This window comes from Cupriavidus sp., from assembly GCF_057315035.1.
In genome coordinates this window covers 20,686-35,405 of sequence record NZ_DBHKYV010000056.1, presented here as the reverse complement: position 1 = coordinate 35,405, position 14,720 = coordinate 20,686, and the positions used below count along the sequence as shown (strand labels likewise).

Here is a 14,720-nt window from a genome sequence, read left to right as displayed (position 1 = left end):
GCTGTAGCCAGAAGTTTTTTAGTAATTGACGTCAACATGAAGCTCTATCTTTTCGCAGCCCTGTCCCTGTCAAGCGCCACCGCCGTGGCAGCCTCGCAAGCCGTCGTCCTGGAAACCCCGGTGACCTACGCCCCCGGTTCGGAGGTGGTTGAGCGAGTCAAGACCGAATGCCATATCGAAGACATGCTGGCAAACCGTGTTGGAGACATCTTGCGCAAGCGCAACAAAGGTGGCACCGGCACGGTTGCGGTGGGTGCCGATGCCAGCGGATCGCAAGTGCTCAGGCTCCAGATCTCCCATGTGCTCGGCATTGGGGGCGGTGCGTGGACGGGACCCAAGGCCCTCACCGTGATCGCTGAGTTGGTTGAGGATGGAAAGGTCGTGCGAAATACCAAAGTGAATCGCTGGTCCATTGGCGGATTCTGGGGCGCCTTCAAGGGGACCTGCTCGATCCTGGATCGCAGCGCTATCGTGATTGCCAAGGATATGGCCCGGTGGGTGCGTGACCCGTCTTATGTCGTGAAGGACGAGGGGCCGCCGAAGGATCCATCGGCGGCAGAAGCGGCGGCTTCCGAGCCCGTGGCCGCGCTACCCGTCGCGCCCGCAACCGAGCCCGCAGCGGCAACGCTCGAGTAACGCCAACCCAATTCATTCGCCATATTCCGACGGGCGCGAAAGCCCCGTCCGGCCCTTGTTACGCCGATGTCCTTCAAACTGCCGCACATTGCCACTGCCGCGTCACTCGCGGTTGGCTTTTCGAGCCTGTCGTCATCCGTAATGGCGCAGGTCTCGCCACCTACCGGCCAGGCGGCCGCCCTGACCAACGCCGAGCAAGACCAGCGCACCCGCCAGCAACGGGAGGCGCGCGAACGGGCTGCCATCGTCGATGCACCCGCCGTGCGTGCCGAGGCCATCGCGCGTGCCGAATATCCTGCGCTGCCGCAGGATACTCCGTGTTTCCGCGTCACCCGTTTCGTCCTCGAAGTCCCCAAGGACCTCCCGGCCGACCTGCAAACCGCCGGCGCCTCGGCCTTGCCGATGGACCCTTTCGCCTTCTCGCAGCTTTGGCTCGATCACTACCAGGGTCAATGCATCGGCAAGCAGGGCGTTGAAACGTTGGTAAAGGGACTCTCGCAAACGATTCTGTCAAAGGGCTACGTGACCACCCGCGTGCTGGTACCAGAACAGGACCTGTCATCCGGCATGCTGAAGCTCGCACTCATTCCGGGTGTGATTGGCGACATCCGCTTCAGTGATCCGGACCTATGGGGGACCTGGAGAACAGCCTTTCCCACCGCCCCGGGGGAACTGCTGAACCTGCGCGACCTGGAGCAAGGTCTTGAGCAGATGAAGCGCGTGGTGAGCCAGGACGTCGACATGCAGATAGTGCCGACATCGGTGCCGGGGCGTAGCGATGTCGTGATCACGGTCAAGCGCAACAAGCCCTGGACGCTAGTGGCATCGGTCGACAACTCGGGCTCGCGTTCGACAGGCAAGTGGCAAGGTAATCTCAGTGTCGGCATCGACAATCCGCTGGGGTTGAACGACATGTTCAACATCGGCTACAACCAGGATCTGATGTTCAACAACAAGGAGCACGGCACGCGCGGCTGGAACGGATTCTATTCGGTGCCGTGGGGGTACTGGACGGCTACGCTGTCTGCCTACAGCAGCAATTACTTCCAGCAGATCGCGGGCGTCAATACGACGTTCATTTCGAGCGGCCAATCGGAGAACGTCGACCTGAAGCTGCACCGGGTACTGAGTCGTAGTCAGAATGATGTGTTCGGCGTGCAGGTACGGCTGACGCGTCGTTTTGGGAAGAGCTTCATCGAAGATACCGAGATCCCGCAGCAGCATCGGAACAACACGATTCTAGAATTCGGCATCACAGACCGCCACTACTTCGGCCAGTCGCAGTTAGACGCCACGCTGGCATTCCGCCAGGGCATTGGCGCGTTCGGGGCGCAGCCTGACGCGCTGGCCGCCGACGACGGACCAACATGGTGCTTCCGGATGATGGTGCTCGATGCCAACCTGTCCGTGCCATTCAAGGTGGCCGAGCAACCGTTCCGTTATGTCACTTCGGTGCGGGGGCAATTCACCAATGACCGGCTCTACTACGTCGATGACCTGACGATTGGCAGCCGCTATACGGTGCGTGGCTTCGATGGTGAAAGCCAACTTGCAGGCGAGCGTGGATTCTATTGGCGCAACGAACTACAGGCTCCGCTAGGCAGTAGCGGGCAGGCACTCTACGTCGGTATGGACTATGGCCGGGTGCACGGTCCATCCACGCAGGGACTTGTTGGTACGCAACTGGCAGGCGCGGTGATCGGCATGCGGGGTGGTATCGGAACACAGAAATTCGGTGGTGCGTCTTATGACGTGTTCCTGGGTGCTCCGGTGTACAAGCCGCAGGCATTCCATACGGCTGGGATGACGGCAGGTATGCAGGTCGTTTATCAGTATTAAGTTGCTGCCTCTATCGAGGGGTGTTGGACCGCAGCAACCGATTAGCCCAGACACTTCTGTTAGATTCGGGATCCAAAAGATGTGAACAAAAAAGGGTGGGTCAATGGGTCGTAGAAAAAGGGAGCCGTCGCTCGGTGCTGTATTGCTCGATTCCCCATGGTGGGTTTCCCTCGTGCTGGCATTGGGCAGCTACATTGGGCTCCGCGCCGTTGTTCCCGCTGTTTTCGCCTCCCATCCTTATTTGATTGGGCTCGCCATAGCCAGCCGTTCCCTTGCATGGGTTCCGGCAACGATGTTCAGCTTCTTGGGCCTGCTTGCCTATCTGCGCGCACGAAGGCGCCAGCCGGAGGTCGATGCATCGTCTCGCGGTGCGCGGCACCCGCGCAGAGTTCGCCCCGCTGGGGATGTTGCGAGCATCAGCCCTGTTGCCGATCGAAATCCCGATGCTAGAGACAGTATTGACGAGGCACGCTCAATCCTGAATCCAGGCACTACGCTCGTAAAGCCTACCGAATGGTCCCTTGACGCGCTCAAGCAGTTGGAATGGAAACGGTTCGAGTCGCTGTGCGCCTGGTACTACGAAGCCATGGGCTTCACTGTTACCACGGTCCCGCATGGCGCGGACGGTGGCATTGATGCCACGCTGTACAAGGAAGGCTTGTCCACGCCGATCGCCGTAATCCAGTGCAAGGCATGGCGCTCGCCGGTAAAAGTTGAAACGGTTCGGGCGTTGGGCGGAGTCATGCATGCCAAACAAGTGCAGCGAGGAGTGTTCTGGTCGCTGACGGGTTTCATTGGCCAGCCGGTTCAGGACTATGCCGCCGAGGCAGGTATCCAGTTGCTGGACGGTGCCGGCATTGTCGAACGCATCCGGGCACTCGATCAGTACAAGCAAGCCACGCTGTTGGCGAAGGCATTCGAAGGCGACTATCGCACGCCGACCTGCTCCGCTTGCGGGCAGAAGTTGGTGGAGCGCGAGGGTAAAGGACGATCGTTCTGGGGTTGTCGAAACTACTCGAACGGTTGCAGGTTCACGCTTGCGCGCGCGGCATGACACTCATTTCATCAACACGCCGTAGCGCAAGACTCTGCCGCGAGAACATCGCAGGATGATGGTTAATCGTCGAAACCAATGAATGCACGCATCGAAGGCAAGCTCAAGACCTGGAACAACGACAAGGGATTCGGGTTCATTGCCCCGTCGAACGGCGGTCAGGATATCTTCGTTCATATTTCGGATTACCCCCGGCGGGACGGGATGCCGAGAGTAGGGGAGTCATTGACATTTCTTGTTGCGCTCAACCAGGATGGCAAGAAGAGAGCAATCAGTGTCCAACGGCCCAACAGCAGACAGGCAGCGCCATATCGGGCACGCTCACAACCGCCGGCGCGAAGTTCGATGGGTTCTCGTCTGGCTGCATTCCTTGTCGTTGCTGCTCTCGCGACAGCGGGATACAAGTACTTCGCCCCAAAGCACCAAGTGTCGCAAACCGCGATCTCGGACGCTAGCCCGGTGCTGACCGCGGAAAACTCGGAGGCATCCAATCCATTCCGATGCGATGGACGGACGCACTGTTCGCAGATGACTTCCTGCAAGGAGGCCAAGTACTTCCTGAACAACTGTCCGAACACGGAAATGGACGGTGATGGCGATGGCATCCCGTGTGAGTCTCAGTGGTGTACGGGCACGTTTTCCAGATAGACTTTCGAACCACGGGTGGGCGATGGTGTCGGGAAAGTTGCTCGGCAAATGGCTGGGTTAGCGCGACGCCGCCAATGTAATCGACACACCATAAGGGAGGCTCCGCATGTTTACCGAATGCCCCACTGAAAGAAGCCAGCTTATTGCCGACCGCGTCGAGCGCTTCGTGCGTGACGTCGTGGTGCCCTACGAGGGTGATCCGCGCTGCGGTGATCACGGTCCGTCAGATGATCTTGTCTCCGAACTGCGTGCCAAGGCTCGTGCCGCCGGGGTCATGACGCCTCATATCCTTGGCGATGGCGCTCACTTGACGCAGCGCGAGACCGCGGCTGTGCTCAAACGCTCCGGGTTGTCGCCACTCGGCCCGGTCGCCGTGAATACCATGGCGCCGGATGAGGGCAACATGTTCCTGTTGGGCGCGGTTGCCACTGCAGCGCAGAAGGATCAGTTCCTGGCGAAGTTGGTCAGTGGCGATGCCCGTTCGGCGTTCTTCATGACGGAGCCGGCCGAGGAGGGCGGGGCGGGTTCCGATCCGTCGATGCTCCAGACCCGGGCGGTCAGGGACGGCGACGACTGGGTGATACGCGGACGCAAGAAGTTTATTACCGGTGCCGAAGGGGCAAGCGTGGGCATCATCATGGCGCGCACCGGGGACGCCGATCATGTCCAGGCCACGATGTTTCTGGTCGATCTGCCGCATCCGGCAATCCGCATCGAGCGCTTGATCGATACCATCGACAGTTCCATGCCCGGCGGTCACGCGCTGGTTGTGATCGACGACCTGCGCGTGCCCCAGTCCCAGGTGCTCGGCGAAATTAACGAGGGCTTTCGGTATGCGCAAATCCGCCTGTCACCGGCGCGGCTTTCTCATTGCATGCGTTGGTTCGGCGGTGCCGTGCGGGCCGACGAGATTGCGCGCGCGTATGCAGTCACGCGCAAGGCGTTCGGCAAGCCGCTGATCGACCACGAAGGGGTCGGCTTCATGCTGGCGGAGAACCTGATTGACCTGCAACAGTCGGCACTGATGATCGACTGGTGCGCCGGGGTGCTCGATGGCGGTTTGCTCGGTACCGCGGAAAGTTCGATGACCAAGGTTGCAGTTTCCGAGGCGCTGTACCGCGTATCGGATCGTTGCGTGCAGATTCTGGGCGGCACGGGCGTGTCTCGGGACACGATCGTCGAACAGATTTTCCGTGAGATTCGCGCGTTCCGCATCTATGACGGTCCGACCGAAGTTCACAAGTGGTCACTGGCGAAGAAGATCAAGCGCGACACGCTTGCCGCAGCCGATTAAAAGTAGGCGAGGACGCGCCGGGCTGGACGTTGTTCCCGACCTATTAGCTCGGCGCGTGAGTCCTGTGCGCCCTCGGCGTTTTCTTATCGAGAACGGCCACCAGAAGCAGGCCCAGCGAGGGCGAAAAGGCCAGCGAGAAGATCGTCCAGCCAATGCCGACGCGTCCCAGCAAATGAGCCAGCAGGCCGACCCCGAGCGAGCAAAGAAGCCAAACACCAATTGCGAACATGGCAGCGACTCAGAAGAGTTATCGGTGTCATGCAGTATGCGAGGTTGTGGCCAAATGATTTGACGTGGCGGGACAGATGCTTTGCTTTTCGGGACGCTAGGGGAAAGCGCTTAGCGGGACAATCGGACCTGCGTGATGCCGCAGCGGCGCATCATTACATCAGCGGACCGTAGCCGCGTTCGGACGAGTACCGGCAATTTGCAGCTGCACGATGGCCGGCAGGTATCGCCGGGCGAACGGGTTAAGGCGGAAAAGGTCTTCTGTCAGCTTGGCCCAACCGCGGGGCGCCCGATACTCATGCACTGACACGGCTGTGATCTTTGATGACCAGGTAGACAGCCGTGGTCCTATCTCGTCGCTGTTGATCCCCCACGGCATCGGCGGCAGGCGGTAGTGCGGTGTTTGCATGATGCCCCACCGGGTCAACTCCGAAAACCAGCGCGGAATCACGTCGAATACAAATTCAGCGCCCGGAACACGCGTTGCGAGTTCGTGAAGGAGCCGGCCCACAGCCTCTGCTTCGAGATACATCAATAGTCCCTGGGCGATGACCAGCACATCACCTTCGGACTCAATCTCGTCGATCCAGTTTGCCTCGCTCACATTCGCGGCAACGTTGCGAAACCGTTTACAAGCGGGGAGAAACTGTTCGCGCAGCGCAATGGCCGGCGCGAGGTCCACTGTGAGCCAGCGCATGCGGCCGTTGTCCACACGAAATGCCTGCGTCTCCAAGCCTTCGCCCAACGATACGACCTGACCATCAGGGTGTTGTTTGAGCCATTGCCCAATCAGCCTGTCGATCTCGGCGGCGCGTGCCGCGAAAACGCCAGTAGGCTCTCCGAAGCGGCCCTTGAAGTCGTAGTCCAATGCGTCGCAGATGCGGATGCTCTCGGCGTCGATGAGAACACCGCTCGAATTGCGCGCTTCGGAAGCCCGATCATAGAGCGTCCACAGCATCGTCTCGCAGACACCTTCCAATCGCGGCCTGATCTGGACAGCTTTGGTGGCGTCGGGGCGGTGCGACGCGTGGCGCGAGGTTGGGACTGAAGGCTGGACGTCCACGGCATTCATCGCATCGCGCTTTAAGCGCTCAAGCGCTTGGCATTCGCGGTTACGCGACGGCGATATGGCGCGATGGTGTCCTCCAGTAAATTAGTCGCCAAGCCTGCCAGTTCCAGAGGGACGGCAGGAAGTTTGGCAGCTAACCGCCAGAGTTCAGCCTGGTGTTCGCTCCATTGCGCGGAAGAAGGGTTGGACACCAGCATCGCCGCGGCCGAGGTGGCCGCAACAAACTGTTCATTGGCATTTTTTGCAAGCGTCATGGCCAGATCCACCCAGCCTGTACTCAGGGCAAGGATCGATTCAGATGCAGCCTCACCTTTTTCAAAGCTCATGAGGTCGATTTCCCGGCGGTCCTGCTCGTCAGGCAGAGGACCGGCGAAAGCAAGCCGCGTGGTGCGCAAGGCGACAACTTGTATTGAAGCCTGAATCAGCTCGAACAAGTCAAGAAAGATATGGGAGGTGTCCAAAGAGGGACGAAAGACTAACGGGGCGGGCGCAGCGAGATGCACAGAGTTCCTTCGGGGGACGTCGAGACGTACCCTGTGATCGAGAATTAAGCCGCCACCGGCAATCGTCGTGGCGGACGCGAAGTCCCTGCAAGCGTTATCCGCAGTGTCGCAAAAAGTCCTTGCATCGGATACCGCAGAATAAGCTGGTGAATTGTGCAATGCAACAATTTTTCGCCACTGAGCCCAGTCCGGCACATTTATGCCATGGCGCCTCGACGGCTTGACGCCTTCAACCAGCTCACCGCGGCCACCATGAGCCGTATCTTGGCAAATACGGCTCATTTTGTGAGCCGCATTTGGGAATTTGCGGCTCACGCGGAGCATTTATATTACGTATTGAGCACTTTTATCCTAAGGAATCGCGGTTCGCAAAGGTAGCGGCGGTGTGCCGAGCCAAACGTGCCCCCAGTTCCTACCTACCCCTCCTCCTCAACACAACATGCGCCGCCGTTCCCAGCACAATTCCCCAGAACGCCGAACCAAGACCCAGAAAGGTCATATTTGATGCGGTGGCGATAAACGTGATGAACGCTGCTTCGCGATGCGCTTCGTCCTGTACAAGTCCCACGATATTGGTGGCGATGGCTCCCAGCAGGGCCAGTCCGGCCAGGACCGCCACGAAAGCGTTGGGAAGCGCTGCGAACAACATGACCACGGTTCCCGCGAAGGTTCCGCCAATCAGGTAGAAGAGTCCGTTTGCGATACCGGCAACGTAGCGGCGCCGAGGGTCGCGGTGCGCATCCTCGCCGGTGCAGATTGCCGCCGTGATGGCGGCAATCACGATGGTGATGCCGCCGGTGAAAGCGACAAGGATTGAAGCGAGGCCGGTTCCTGCCAGTATGGGGCGGCTTGGGGTGTTGTATCCTGAGACACGCAGGATGGCGAAGCCTGGCAGGAACTGGCCCGTCAGGCTGACGATGACCAGTGGTACGGCCAGACTGATGGTTGATTGCCAGTTCCACGTGGGCATTGTGAAAACCGGGTGGGTCACGCGCAAGGTGACGGTGTCGAAATGCGTCAGTCCGAGCGCCATGGCGAGCAGGCCACCGAACGCGAGCACCAGTATCAGGCAGTAGCGTGCTGCCCAGCGCCGGAACACCAGGTAGCTACCGAGCATGCCGAAGCCGAGCCACGGATTGACGCTGATCGACTTGAATATGTTGGTGCCGAACTGAAACAGGATGCCCGCCATCATGCCGAAGGCGATTCCTGGCGGAATGCGCTTTGTAATCTGGTCGAACAGTCCGGTCAGACCGATTGCGAGGATGCACGCGCCGGCCACGATATAGGCGCCGATCGCGTCGCTGACGGGCATGGCGGGAAAAAGCGTCACCAGCAACGCGGTTCCCGGAGCGGACCAGGCCGTGATGATCGGTTGCTTTAGCCACCAGCTGAGCACCAGTCCTGACACCGCGGCGCCCATCGAAATCGACCATACCCACGATGCCACCACGTCGTTGCCGACCTGGGCGGCGTGCGCTGCCTGGAAGAAGATGGCGAGGGGGCCGGCATAAGAAATGATGACGGCGAGCAGGCCGGCGGTGACTGCCGATACAGACCACGTTTGGTTGGAGGCGAAGGAATCCATCCGATCAAGCCCCTATGTCCGTGCGGGGTACATAAGGGATTTTCTCTTCCTCGTAGAGGCGGTAGATCAGTTCCAGCATTTCCTTGATGTCGCGCGACTCGTCCATGGCGCGCATGCTCATGATGATGGGTGAGGTGAGGGCGGGGTCATCCAGTTCCATATAGCTCACGTCGTCGCGCTTGAGTCCATAGACGCTGCTTGGTACGACTGCTATGCCTTCTCCCGCCGCAACCAGCCCCAATGCAATCTGCAGTTCGCGCACGTCATAGATGCGCCGGGGCGTAAGCGCGCGTTCCTGGAACGCCGCCAGGACCTGGTCCGCGAAGCTGGGCCTTGGGGCCTTCGGAAAAACAATCAATGTTTCGTAGATAAGATCCCTCAACGACAGGACCGGTTTCGACAGAGATAGTGGATGACCGACGGGAAGCGCAACGATCATTCGTTCCTCGCGCAGGATTACCCGGCGGATGTTTGCGTCCTCGTGTCGAATCCGGCCGAAGCCAATATCGATGCGTCCGTCCTTGAGTGCGCGAATCTGGTCCATGGTCGACATCTCGTGCAGGCTGAGTTCGACGGCCTTGTTCTCGTCCCGGAAGCGCCGGATGATTTTTGGCAGCATGCCGTAGAGTGTGGAACCCACATAGCCGATCGACAGGCTGCGCTCGATATTGCCCACGCGCCTGGTCATCGATTCCAGTTCGTTGGTCTGCGCAATCAGGTGCACCGCGTGAGAGTAGAAGAACTTGCCGGTCTCGGTGAGCTTGAGCGGACGCGAGTTCCGTTCGAATAGCTGCACCCCCAGTGCTTCTTCCAGTTGCTGTATCTGGCGGCTGAGCGGCGGCTGTGCAATATGGAGCCGCTGTGCCGCGCGCGTGAAGTTGCGTTCTTCTGCAACGGCTACAAAGTAGCGGAGATGTCGCAGCTCCATAAAATACCTCCAAGGTATAGCGCAATACTAAAACGGTGTTGGACTGGTCCGTTTGGCGCCTCTATTCTGCTTTTACACGCTGTTTCAGGGCCCGATTATACCTTCTGAGTAGCCTCAGATCGACCTGGAATGAGGGTTAACCCCACAAAAACACAGAGAGTTAGGAGCAGACATGAGTGCCAAAGTATTCGACTCGAAGGAAGTGCAGGACCTGCTGAAGGCTGCGGCCAATCTGGGAGGCCAGGAAGGCAATGCGCGCACCAAGCAGATCACGCACCGTCTGCTGAGCGACCTCTTCAAGGCCATCGACGACCTGGACATGACGCCCGACGAAATCTGGGTTGGCGTGAACTACTTCAACAAGCTCGGCAAAGATGGCGAGGCGGCGCTTCTGGCCGCTGGCCTTGGTCTCGAGAAGTATCTCGACATCCGCATGGATGCCGCGGATCGCGAAGCCGACATTCATGGCGGCACCCCGCGCACCATCGAAGGCCCGCTGTATGTGGCAGGCGCCCCGGTGCGTAATGGCGTGTCGAAGATCGACCTCAATGCCGACGAAGACGCGGGTCCGCTGATTATCCGCGGCAAGGTGACCGGACCGGACGGCAAGCCGGTGGCCGATGCGGTGGTGGAATGCTGGCACGCCAATTCGAAGGGCTTCTACTCGCACTTCGACCCGACCGGCGCACAGGACGATTTCAACCTGCGCGGTGCAGTGAAGACCGGGGCCGACGGCAAGTACGAGTTCCGCACGCTGATGCCGGTTGGCTATGGCTGCCCGCCGCAAGGTGCCACGCAACAACTGCTTGACGCGATGGCCCGTCACGGCAATCGCCCGGCGCACGTCCACTTCTTTGTCACCAGCGACAAGACCCGCAAGCTTACGACGCAGATCAACATCGAAGGCGACCCGCTGATCTGGGATGACTTCGCTTACGCCACTCGCGAAGAGCTGGTACCGCACGTGGTCGACAAGACGGGTGGCGCAGCGCTCGGCCTCAAGGGCGACGCGTACAAGGAAATCGAGTTCAACATCGAGTTGACGCCACTGGTGCAAGGCAAGGACAACCAGCTGGTGCATCGTCCCCGCGTATCCGCCACAGCGTAACCCCCGCATACGGCGGCCGGCTTCACCAGGCCGCCAACCTCTCCGCGAAGTTTTATCTGAACCGATGCCAAAGGGCTTGAACGAAGCCCGCATAGGGAGACGACTCATGTCCGCAACTATCGACAAAGCACAACAACTGGACGATTTGCTCAGCAATGCCGTTCAGGATGACAAGGAAAATGGCGTCTTCCGTTGCCGCCGCGACATCTTCACCAACGCCGATCTGTACGAACTCGAGATGAAGCACATCTTCGAGAGCAACTGGGTCTACCTGGCACATGAAAGCCAGATTCCCAACAACAACGATTACTACACCACGTGGATTGGCCGCCAGCCCATTGTCATCACGCGTGACAAGACCGGCGAGCTGCACGCGGTGATCAATGCGTGTGCCCACAAGGGCGCCATGCTGTGCCGTCGCAAGCATGGCAACAAGGGCAGCTTTACCTGCCCGTTCCACGGCTGGACGTTCTCGAACGCCGGCAAGCTTCTGAAGGTCAAGGACGAGAAGACCACCGAGTATCCGGTGCAGTTCAACAAGCAGGGCTCGCATGACCTGAAGAAGGTGGCGCGCTTCCAGAACTATCGTGGTTTCCTGTTCGGCAGCCTCAGCGAAGACGTGATGCCGCTGGAGGACTACCTCGGCGAGACCAAGGTCATCATCGACCAGATCGTTTCGCAAGCGCCGGAAGGTCTCGAAGTACTGCGCGGCAATTCTTCCTACGTCTACGACGGCAACTGGAAGATGCAGATGGAGAACGGCTGCGACGGCTACCACGTCAGCACCGTGCATTGGAACTACGCCGCCACCATGGGCCGCCGCAAGGAAGAGGGCACCCATGCCGTCGATGCAAACAGCTGGAGCAAGTCGGTGGCGGGCGTGTATGGCTTCGAGCACGGCCATATCCTGCTCTGGACCAACACGATGAACCCTGAAGTGCGTCCGGTCTATCAGCATCGCGACGAGATCGCCAGCCGTGTCGGCGAAGACAAGGCGAAGTACATCGTGAACCAGACTCGCAACCTGTGCCTGTATCCGAACGTGTTCCTGATGGACCAGTTCAGCACGCAGATTCGCGTGGTTCGTCCGATCAGCGTTGACAAGACCGAAGTCAGCATCTTCTGCTTCGCCCCGAAGGGCGAAAGCGCGGAAAGCCGTACGCTCCGCATCCGCCAGTACGAAGACTTCTTCAATGTCTCGGGCATGGGCACCAGCGACGACCTCGAGGAATTCCGTGCGTGCCAGTCTGGTTACGCCAACACCACTTCGATGTGGAACGACATGTCGCGCGGCGCGCCGTTGTGGGTCCACGGACCTGACGCGAATGCGCAGGGCATGGGATTGAACCCGCTCATCTCGGGCGAGCGCAGCGAAGACGAAGGTCTGTTCGTGGTTCAACACGAATACTGGAGGCAGGTCATGCGCGATGCCTTGCGCAAGGAACAGGCGGAGGCGGCAGCATGAGCATCGACTATCAACACATCTGTACCGCGCTCTATCAGGAGGCGCGCTTCCTGGATGACCGCCTGTGGGACGAGTGGCTGGCCTGCTACGCCGACGACGTCACGTACTGGATGCCGGCGTGGGATGACGATGACCAGCTCACCGAAGACCCGCAAAGCGAAATCTCCCTGATGTACTACCCGGATCGTGGCGGCCTGGAAGACCGCGTGTTCCGGATCCGGACCGAACGCAGCAGCGCGTCGATGCCGGAACCGCGTACCAGCCACAACGTCACCAATGTGGAAGTGCTGGCAGAGCGTGAAAACGAAGTCGACGTTCGATACAACTTCAACACGCTGAGCCATCGCTACAGGGTAACGGACCAGTACTTTGGCACCGTGTTCGTTACCTTGCGCAAGGTTGACGACCGCTTGCTGATTTCGAGCAAGAAGATCGCGCTCAAGAATGACTATATCCGCCAGGTGCTCGACGTCTACCACGTCTGAGCCAACGGTTGGAATGAGAACGGACGCAGGAGGCAACATGTCCAGCTACAACATCGCACTGAATTTTGAAGACGGCGTAACCCGCTTTGTGGAATGCAAGGCCGGCGAAAAGGTCCTCGATGCCGCGTTTCGCGCCAGGATCAACCTGCCGATGGATTGCTCCGACGGGGTTTGTGGCACGTGCAAGTGCCGCGCCGAGAGTGGCAGCTACGATCTGGGCGACGACTATATCGAGGATGCACTGAGCGACGACGAGAAATCCAGCGGTCTGGTGCTCACGTGCCAGATGGTGCCGCAGAGTGACTGCGTCATTTCGGTACCGGCGTCGTCGACGGTGTGCAAGACCGAGCAAAGCAAGTTCGCGGCGACGGTCACCAAGGTCGAGCAGCACAATGATGCCGCGGTAGTGCTTGAGCTGGACGTCGACAGCATTCCTCCGGTCTTCCTGGCAGGCCAGTATGTGAACATCGACGTACCCGGCAGCGGCATGCATCGTTCGTACTCGTTCTCGTCCGCACCGGGCGCATCGAAGATCAGCTTCCTGATCAAGAAGATTCCCGGCGGCGTGATGAGCACCTGGCTCGAAGCGGCGCAGCCGGGCCACAAGGTACAACTGACCGGCCCGCTGGGCAGCTTCTACCTGCGCGCCGTGGAGCGTCCGTTGTTGTTCCTGGCCGGTGGCACGGGGCTGGCACCGTTCCTGTCGATGCTGGAAGTGCTGGTTCGTGCGAACTCGCAGCAGAAGGTGCATCTGATCTACGGCGTGACGCGCGACCTCGATCTGGTCCAGGTCGAAGCCATCGAGGCATACGCCGCGAAGTTGCCGAGCTTTACGTTCAGCACCGTGGTTGCGGAAGCAGAGTCGAGCCATCCTCGCAAGGGCTGGGTGACCCAGCATATGCCGGCTGAATGCCTGAACGACGGTGATGTGGACGTGTACCTGTGCGGACCGCCGCCGATGGTCGACGCGGTACGCAAGCATTTTGACGACAACGGCGTGAAGCCCAACAGCTTCCACTATGAGAAGTTCACGCCCAACGCTGCGCCGGTGGCCGCATGAGCGCGCGTCGATTCGAAGGCAAGGTGATGGTGGTCACCGGTGCCGCACAGGGTATCGGCCGTGGCGTGGCGTTGCGCGCAGCAGCTGAGGGCGCGAAGGTCCTGTTCGTCGACCGCGCGGACTTTGTTTCGGAGGTTGCGGCAGAAGCCGTCGGGGCTGAAACCGCCGGCTTCATTGCCGACCTTGAGACCTACGACGGTGCCGCTTCCGCGTTGGCGTTCGCGGTAAAGGTGTTTGGCCGAGTCGACATCCTTGTCAACGGCGTGGGCGGCGCGATTCGCATGCGGCCATATGCCGAGTTCGAACCGGCGCAGATCGATGCGGAAATCCGTCGCTCGCTGATGCCAACCTTGTACGCGTGCCACGCAGTGCTGCCGTACATGCTTGAGCAAGGGCGCGGAACCATCGTCAATGTTTCCTCGAACGCCACGCGCGGAATCCGCCGCGTACCGTACTCGGCGGCAAAGGGCGGCGTCAATGCGCTAACCCAGTCGCTGGCGATGGAGTATGGCGAACACAACATCCGCGTGGTGGCTGCAGCACCCGGTGGCACCGAAGCGCCACCGCGACGCGTGCCGCGCAACGCGGCGGGAGACAACGCGCAAGAGAAGGCCTGGATGAACGAAGCGGTGACGCAGGTTACCGAGTCCACCTTCTTCAAGCGCTACGGCACGCTCGACGAACAGATCGCGCCGATCCTGTTCCTGGCGTCTGACGAAGCTGGCTACATCACAGGCGCTGTGCTGCCGGTTGCCGGCGGCGACAACGGCTGAAACTCGCCAAAGAAGCGAGATCAACCAAAGACATCCCGAATA

15 protein-coding genes are annotated in these 14,720 nt (G+C 60.0%); 10 read left to right on the top strand and 5 right to left on the bottom strand.

Features of this window, described 5'->3' with window-relative positions:
• The first annotated feature begins 36 nt into the window (after positions 1 to 36).
• The 5 genes from ACO550_RS36555 to ACO550_RS36535 all read left to right on the top strand — a co-directional run bounded on the left by ACO550_RS36555 (position 37) and on the right by ACO550_RS36535 (position 5,471).
• The gene (locus ACO550_RS36555) at positions 37 to 636 is read left to right on the top strand and encodes a hypothetical protein (RefSeq protein WP_315596049.1); all 600 of its coding nucleotides are present in this window, start codon (positions 37 to 39) and stop codon (positions 634 to 636) included.
• A gap of 66 nt (positions 637 to 702) precedes the next feature.
• Positions 703 to 2,475 carry a ShlB/FhaC/HecB family hemolysin secretion/activation protein gene (locus ACO550_RS36550; RefSeq protein WP_485995123.1) on the top strand — a complete coding sequence of 591 codons (1,773 nt, stop codon included), beginning with the start codon at positions 703 to 705 and terminating at the stop codon, positions 2,473 to 2,475.
• A 142-nt stretch (positions 2,476 to 2,617) separates the two neighbouring features.
• Positions 2,618 to 3,529, top strand: a complete 912-nt coding sequence (locus ACO550_RS36545) for a restriction endonuclease (protein WP_315596048.1) — start codon at positions 2,618 to 2,620, stop codon at positions 3,527 to 3,529.
• Positions 3,530 to 3,607: 78 nt separating this feature from the next.
• Complete coding sequence (locus tag ACO550_RS36540) at positions 3,608 to 4,177, top strand: cold shock domain-containing protein (protein WP_315596047.1); 570 nt, start codon at positions 3,608 to 3,610, stop codon at positions 4,175 to 4,177.
• Positions 4,178 to 4,283: 106 nt separating this feature from the next.
• A complete protein-coding gene (locus ACO550_RS36535; protein ID WP_315596046.1) occupies positions 4,284 to 5,471 on the top strand; it encodes an acyl-CoA dehydrogenase family protein in 1,188 nt (395 codons plus the stop codon).
• Positions 5,472 to 5,514: 43 nt separating this feature from the next.
• Here ACO550_RS36535 and ACO550_RS36530 read toward each other — a convergent pair whose 3' ends face one another.
• From ACO550_RS36530 to ACO550_RS36510, 5 genes are all read right to left on the bottom strand, one after another.
• On the bottom strand, positions 5,515 to 5,700 hold the full coding sequence (locus ACO550_RS36530; protein WP_315596045.1) for a hypothetical protein: 186 nt from the start codon (positions 5,698 to 5,700) through the stop codon (positions 5,515 to 5,517).
• Between the two features lie 159 nt (positions 5,701 to 5,859).
• Positions 5,860 to 6,771, bottom strand: coding sequence for a class I SAM-dependent methyltransferase (locus tag ACO550_RS36525; protein ID WP_315596044.1), 912 nt, complete (start codon positions 6,769 to 6,771; stop codon positions 5,860 to 5,862).
• Between the two features lie 11 nt (positions 6,772 to 6,782).
• Positions 6,783 to 7,586 carry a polyhydroxyalkanoate granule-associated phasin gene (locus tag ACO550_RS36520; RefSeq protein ID WP_315596043.1) on the bottom strand — a complete coding sequence of 268 codons (804 nt, stop codon included), beginning with the start codon at positions 7,584 to 7,586 and terminating at the stop codon, positions 6,783 to 6,785.
• 97 nt (positions 7,587 to 7,683) lie between these two features.
• The gene (locus tag ACO550_RS36515) at positions 7,684 to 8,859 is read right to left on the bottom strand and encodes a benzoate/H(+) symporter BenE family transporter (RefSeq protein WP_315596042.1); all 1,176 of its coding nucleotides are present in this window, start codon (positions 8,857 to 8,859) and stop codon (positions 7,684 to 7,686) included.
• A 4-nt stretch (positions 8,860 to 8,863) separates the two neighbouring features.
• A complete protein-coding gene (locus ACO550_RS36510) occupies positions 8,864 to 9,787 on the bottom strand; it encodes a LysR family transcriptional regulator (RefSeq protein ID WP_315596041.1) in 924 nt (307 codons plus the stop codon).
• Between the two features lie 172 nt (positions 9,788 to 9,959).
• Here ACO550_RS36510 and catA point away from each other — a divergent pair, with 172 nt between their 5' ends.
• The 5 genes from catA (at position 9,960) to benD (ending at position 14,678) form a co-directional block, all read left to right on the top strand.
• Positions 9,960 to 10,895 carry a catechol 1,2-dioxygenase gene (catA, locus tag ACO550_RS36505; protein ID WP_315596040.1) on the top strand — a complete coding sequence of 312 codons (936 nt, stop codon included), beginning with the start codon at positions 9,960 to 9,962 and terminating at the stop codon, positions 10,893 to 10,895.
• Between the two features lie 106 nt (positions 10,896 to 11,001).
• Positions 11,002 to 12,360 carry a Rieske 2Fe-2S domain-containing protein gene (locus tag ACO550_RS36500; protein ID WP_315596039.1) on the top strand — a complete coding sequence of 453 codons (1,359 nt, stop codon included), beginning with the start codon at positions 11,002 to 11,004 and terminating at the stop codon, positions 12,358 to 12,360.
• Entirely contained in the window at positions 12,357 to 12,845 is a 489-nt protein-coding gene (gene benB, locus ACO550_RS36495; RefSeq protein ID WP_315596038.1) for a benzoate 1,2-dioxygenase small subunit, read from the top strand. Before ACO550_RS36500 ends, benB begins: the two co-directional genes overlap by 4 nt.
• A 37-nt stretch (positions 12,846 to 12,882) precedes the next feature.
• A complete protein-coding gene (gene benC, locus ACO550_RS36490) occupies positions 12,883 to 13,905 on the top strand; it encodes a benzoate 1,2-dioxygenase electron transfer component BenC (RefSeq protein ID WP_315596037.1) in 1,023 nt (340 codons plus the stop codon).
• Positions 13,902 to 14,678, top strand: a complete 777-nt coding sequence (gene benD, locus ACO550_RS36485; protein WP_315596036.1) for a benzoate diol dehydrogenase BenD — start codon at positions 13,902 to 13,904, stop codon at positions 14,676 to 14,678. The genes benC and benD overlap by 4 nt, the downstream gene beginning before the upstream one ends.
• The last annotated feature ends 42 nt before the right edge of the window (positions 14,679 to 14,720 follow it).

Coding starts and splice junctions, on each gene's coding strand:
- benB (WP_315596038.1), top strand. CDS start 12,357: ATGAGCATCGACTATCAACACATCTGTACCGCGCTCTATCAGGAGGCG.
- ACO550_RS36500 (WP_315596039.1), top strand. CDS start 11,002: ATGTCCGCAACTATCGACAAAGCACAACAACTGGACGATTTGCTCAGC.
- ACO550_RS36530 (WP_315596045.1), bottom strand. CDS start 5,700: ATGTTCGCAATTGGTGTTTGGCTTCTTTGCTCGCTCGGGGTCGGCCTG.
- benD (WP_315596036.1), top strand. CDS start 13,902: ATGAGCGCGCGTCGATTCGAAGGCAAGGTGATGGTGGTCACCGGTGCC.
- ACO550_RS36535 (WP_315596046.1), top strand. CDS start 4,284: ATGTTTACCGAATGCCCCACTGAAAGAAGCCAGCTTATTGCCGACCGC.
- ACO550_RS36550 (WP_485995123.1), top strand. CDS start 703: ATGTCCTTCAAACTGCCGCACATTGCCACTGCCGCGTCACTCGCGGTT.
- catA (WP_315596040.1), top strand. CDS start 9,960: ATGAGTGCCAAAGTATTCGACTCGAAGGAAGTGCAGGACCTGCTGAAG.
- benC (WP_315596037.1), top strand. CDS start 12,883: ATGTCCAGCTACAACATCGCACTGAATTTTGAAGACGGCGTAACCCGC.
- ACO550_RS36515 (WP_315596042.1), bottom strand. CDS start 8,859: ATGGATTCCTTCGCCTCCAACCAAACGTGGTCTGTATCGGCAGTCACC.
- ACO550_RS36510 (WP_315596041.1), bottom strand. CDS start 9,787: ATGGAGCTGCGACATCTCCGCTACTTTGTAGCCGTTGCAGAAGAACGC.
- ACO550_RS36540 (WP_315596047.1), top strand. CDS start 3,608: ATGAATGCACGCATCGAAGGCAAGCTCAAGACCTGGAACAACGACAAG.
- ACO550_RS36525 (WP_315596044.1), bottom strand. CDS start 6,771: ATGAATGCCGTGGACGTCCAGCCTTCAGTCCCAACCTCGCGCCACGCG.
- ACO550_RS36555 (WP_315596049.1), top strand. CDS start 37: ATGAAGCTCTATCTTTTCGCAGCCCTGTCCCTGTCAAGCGCCACCGCC.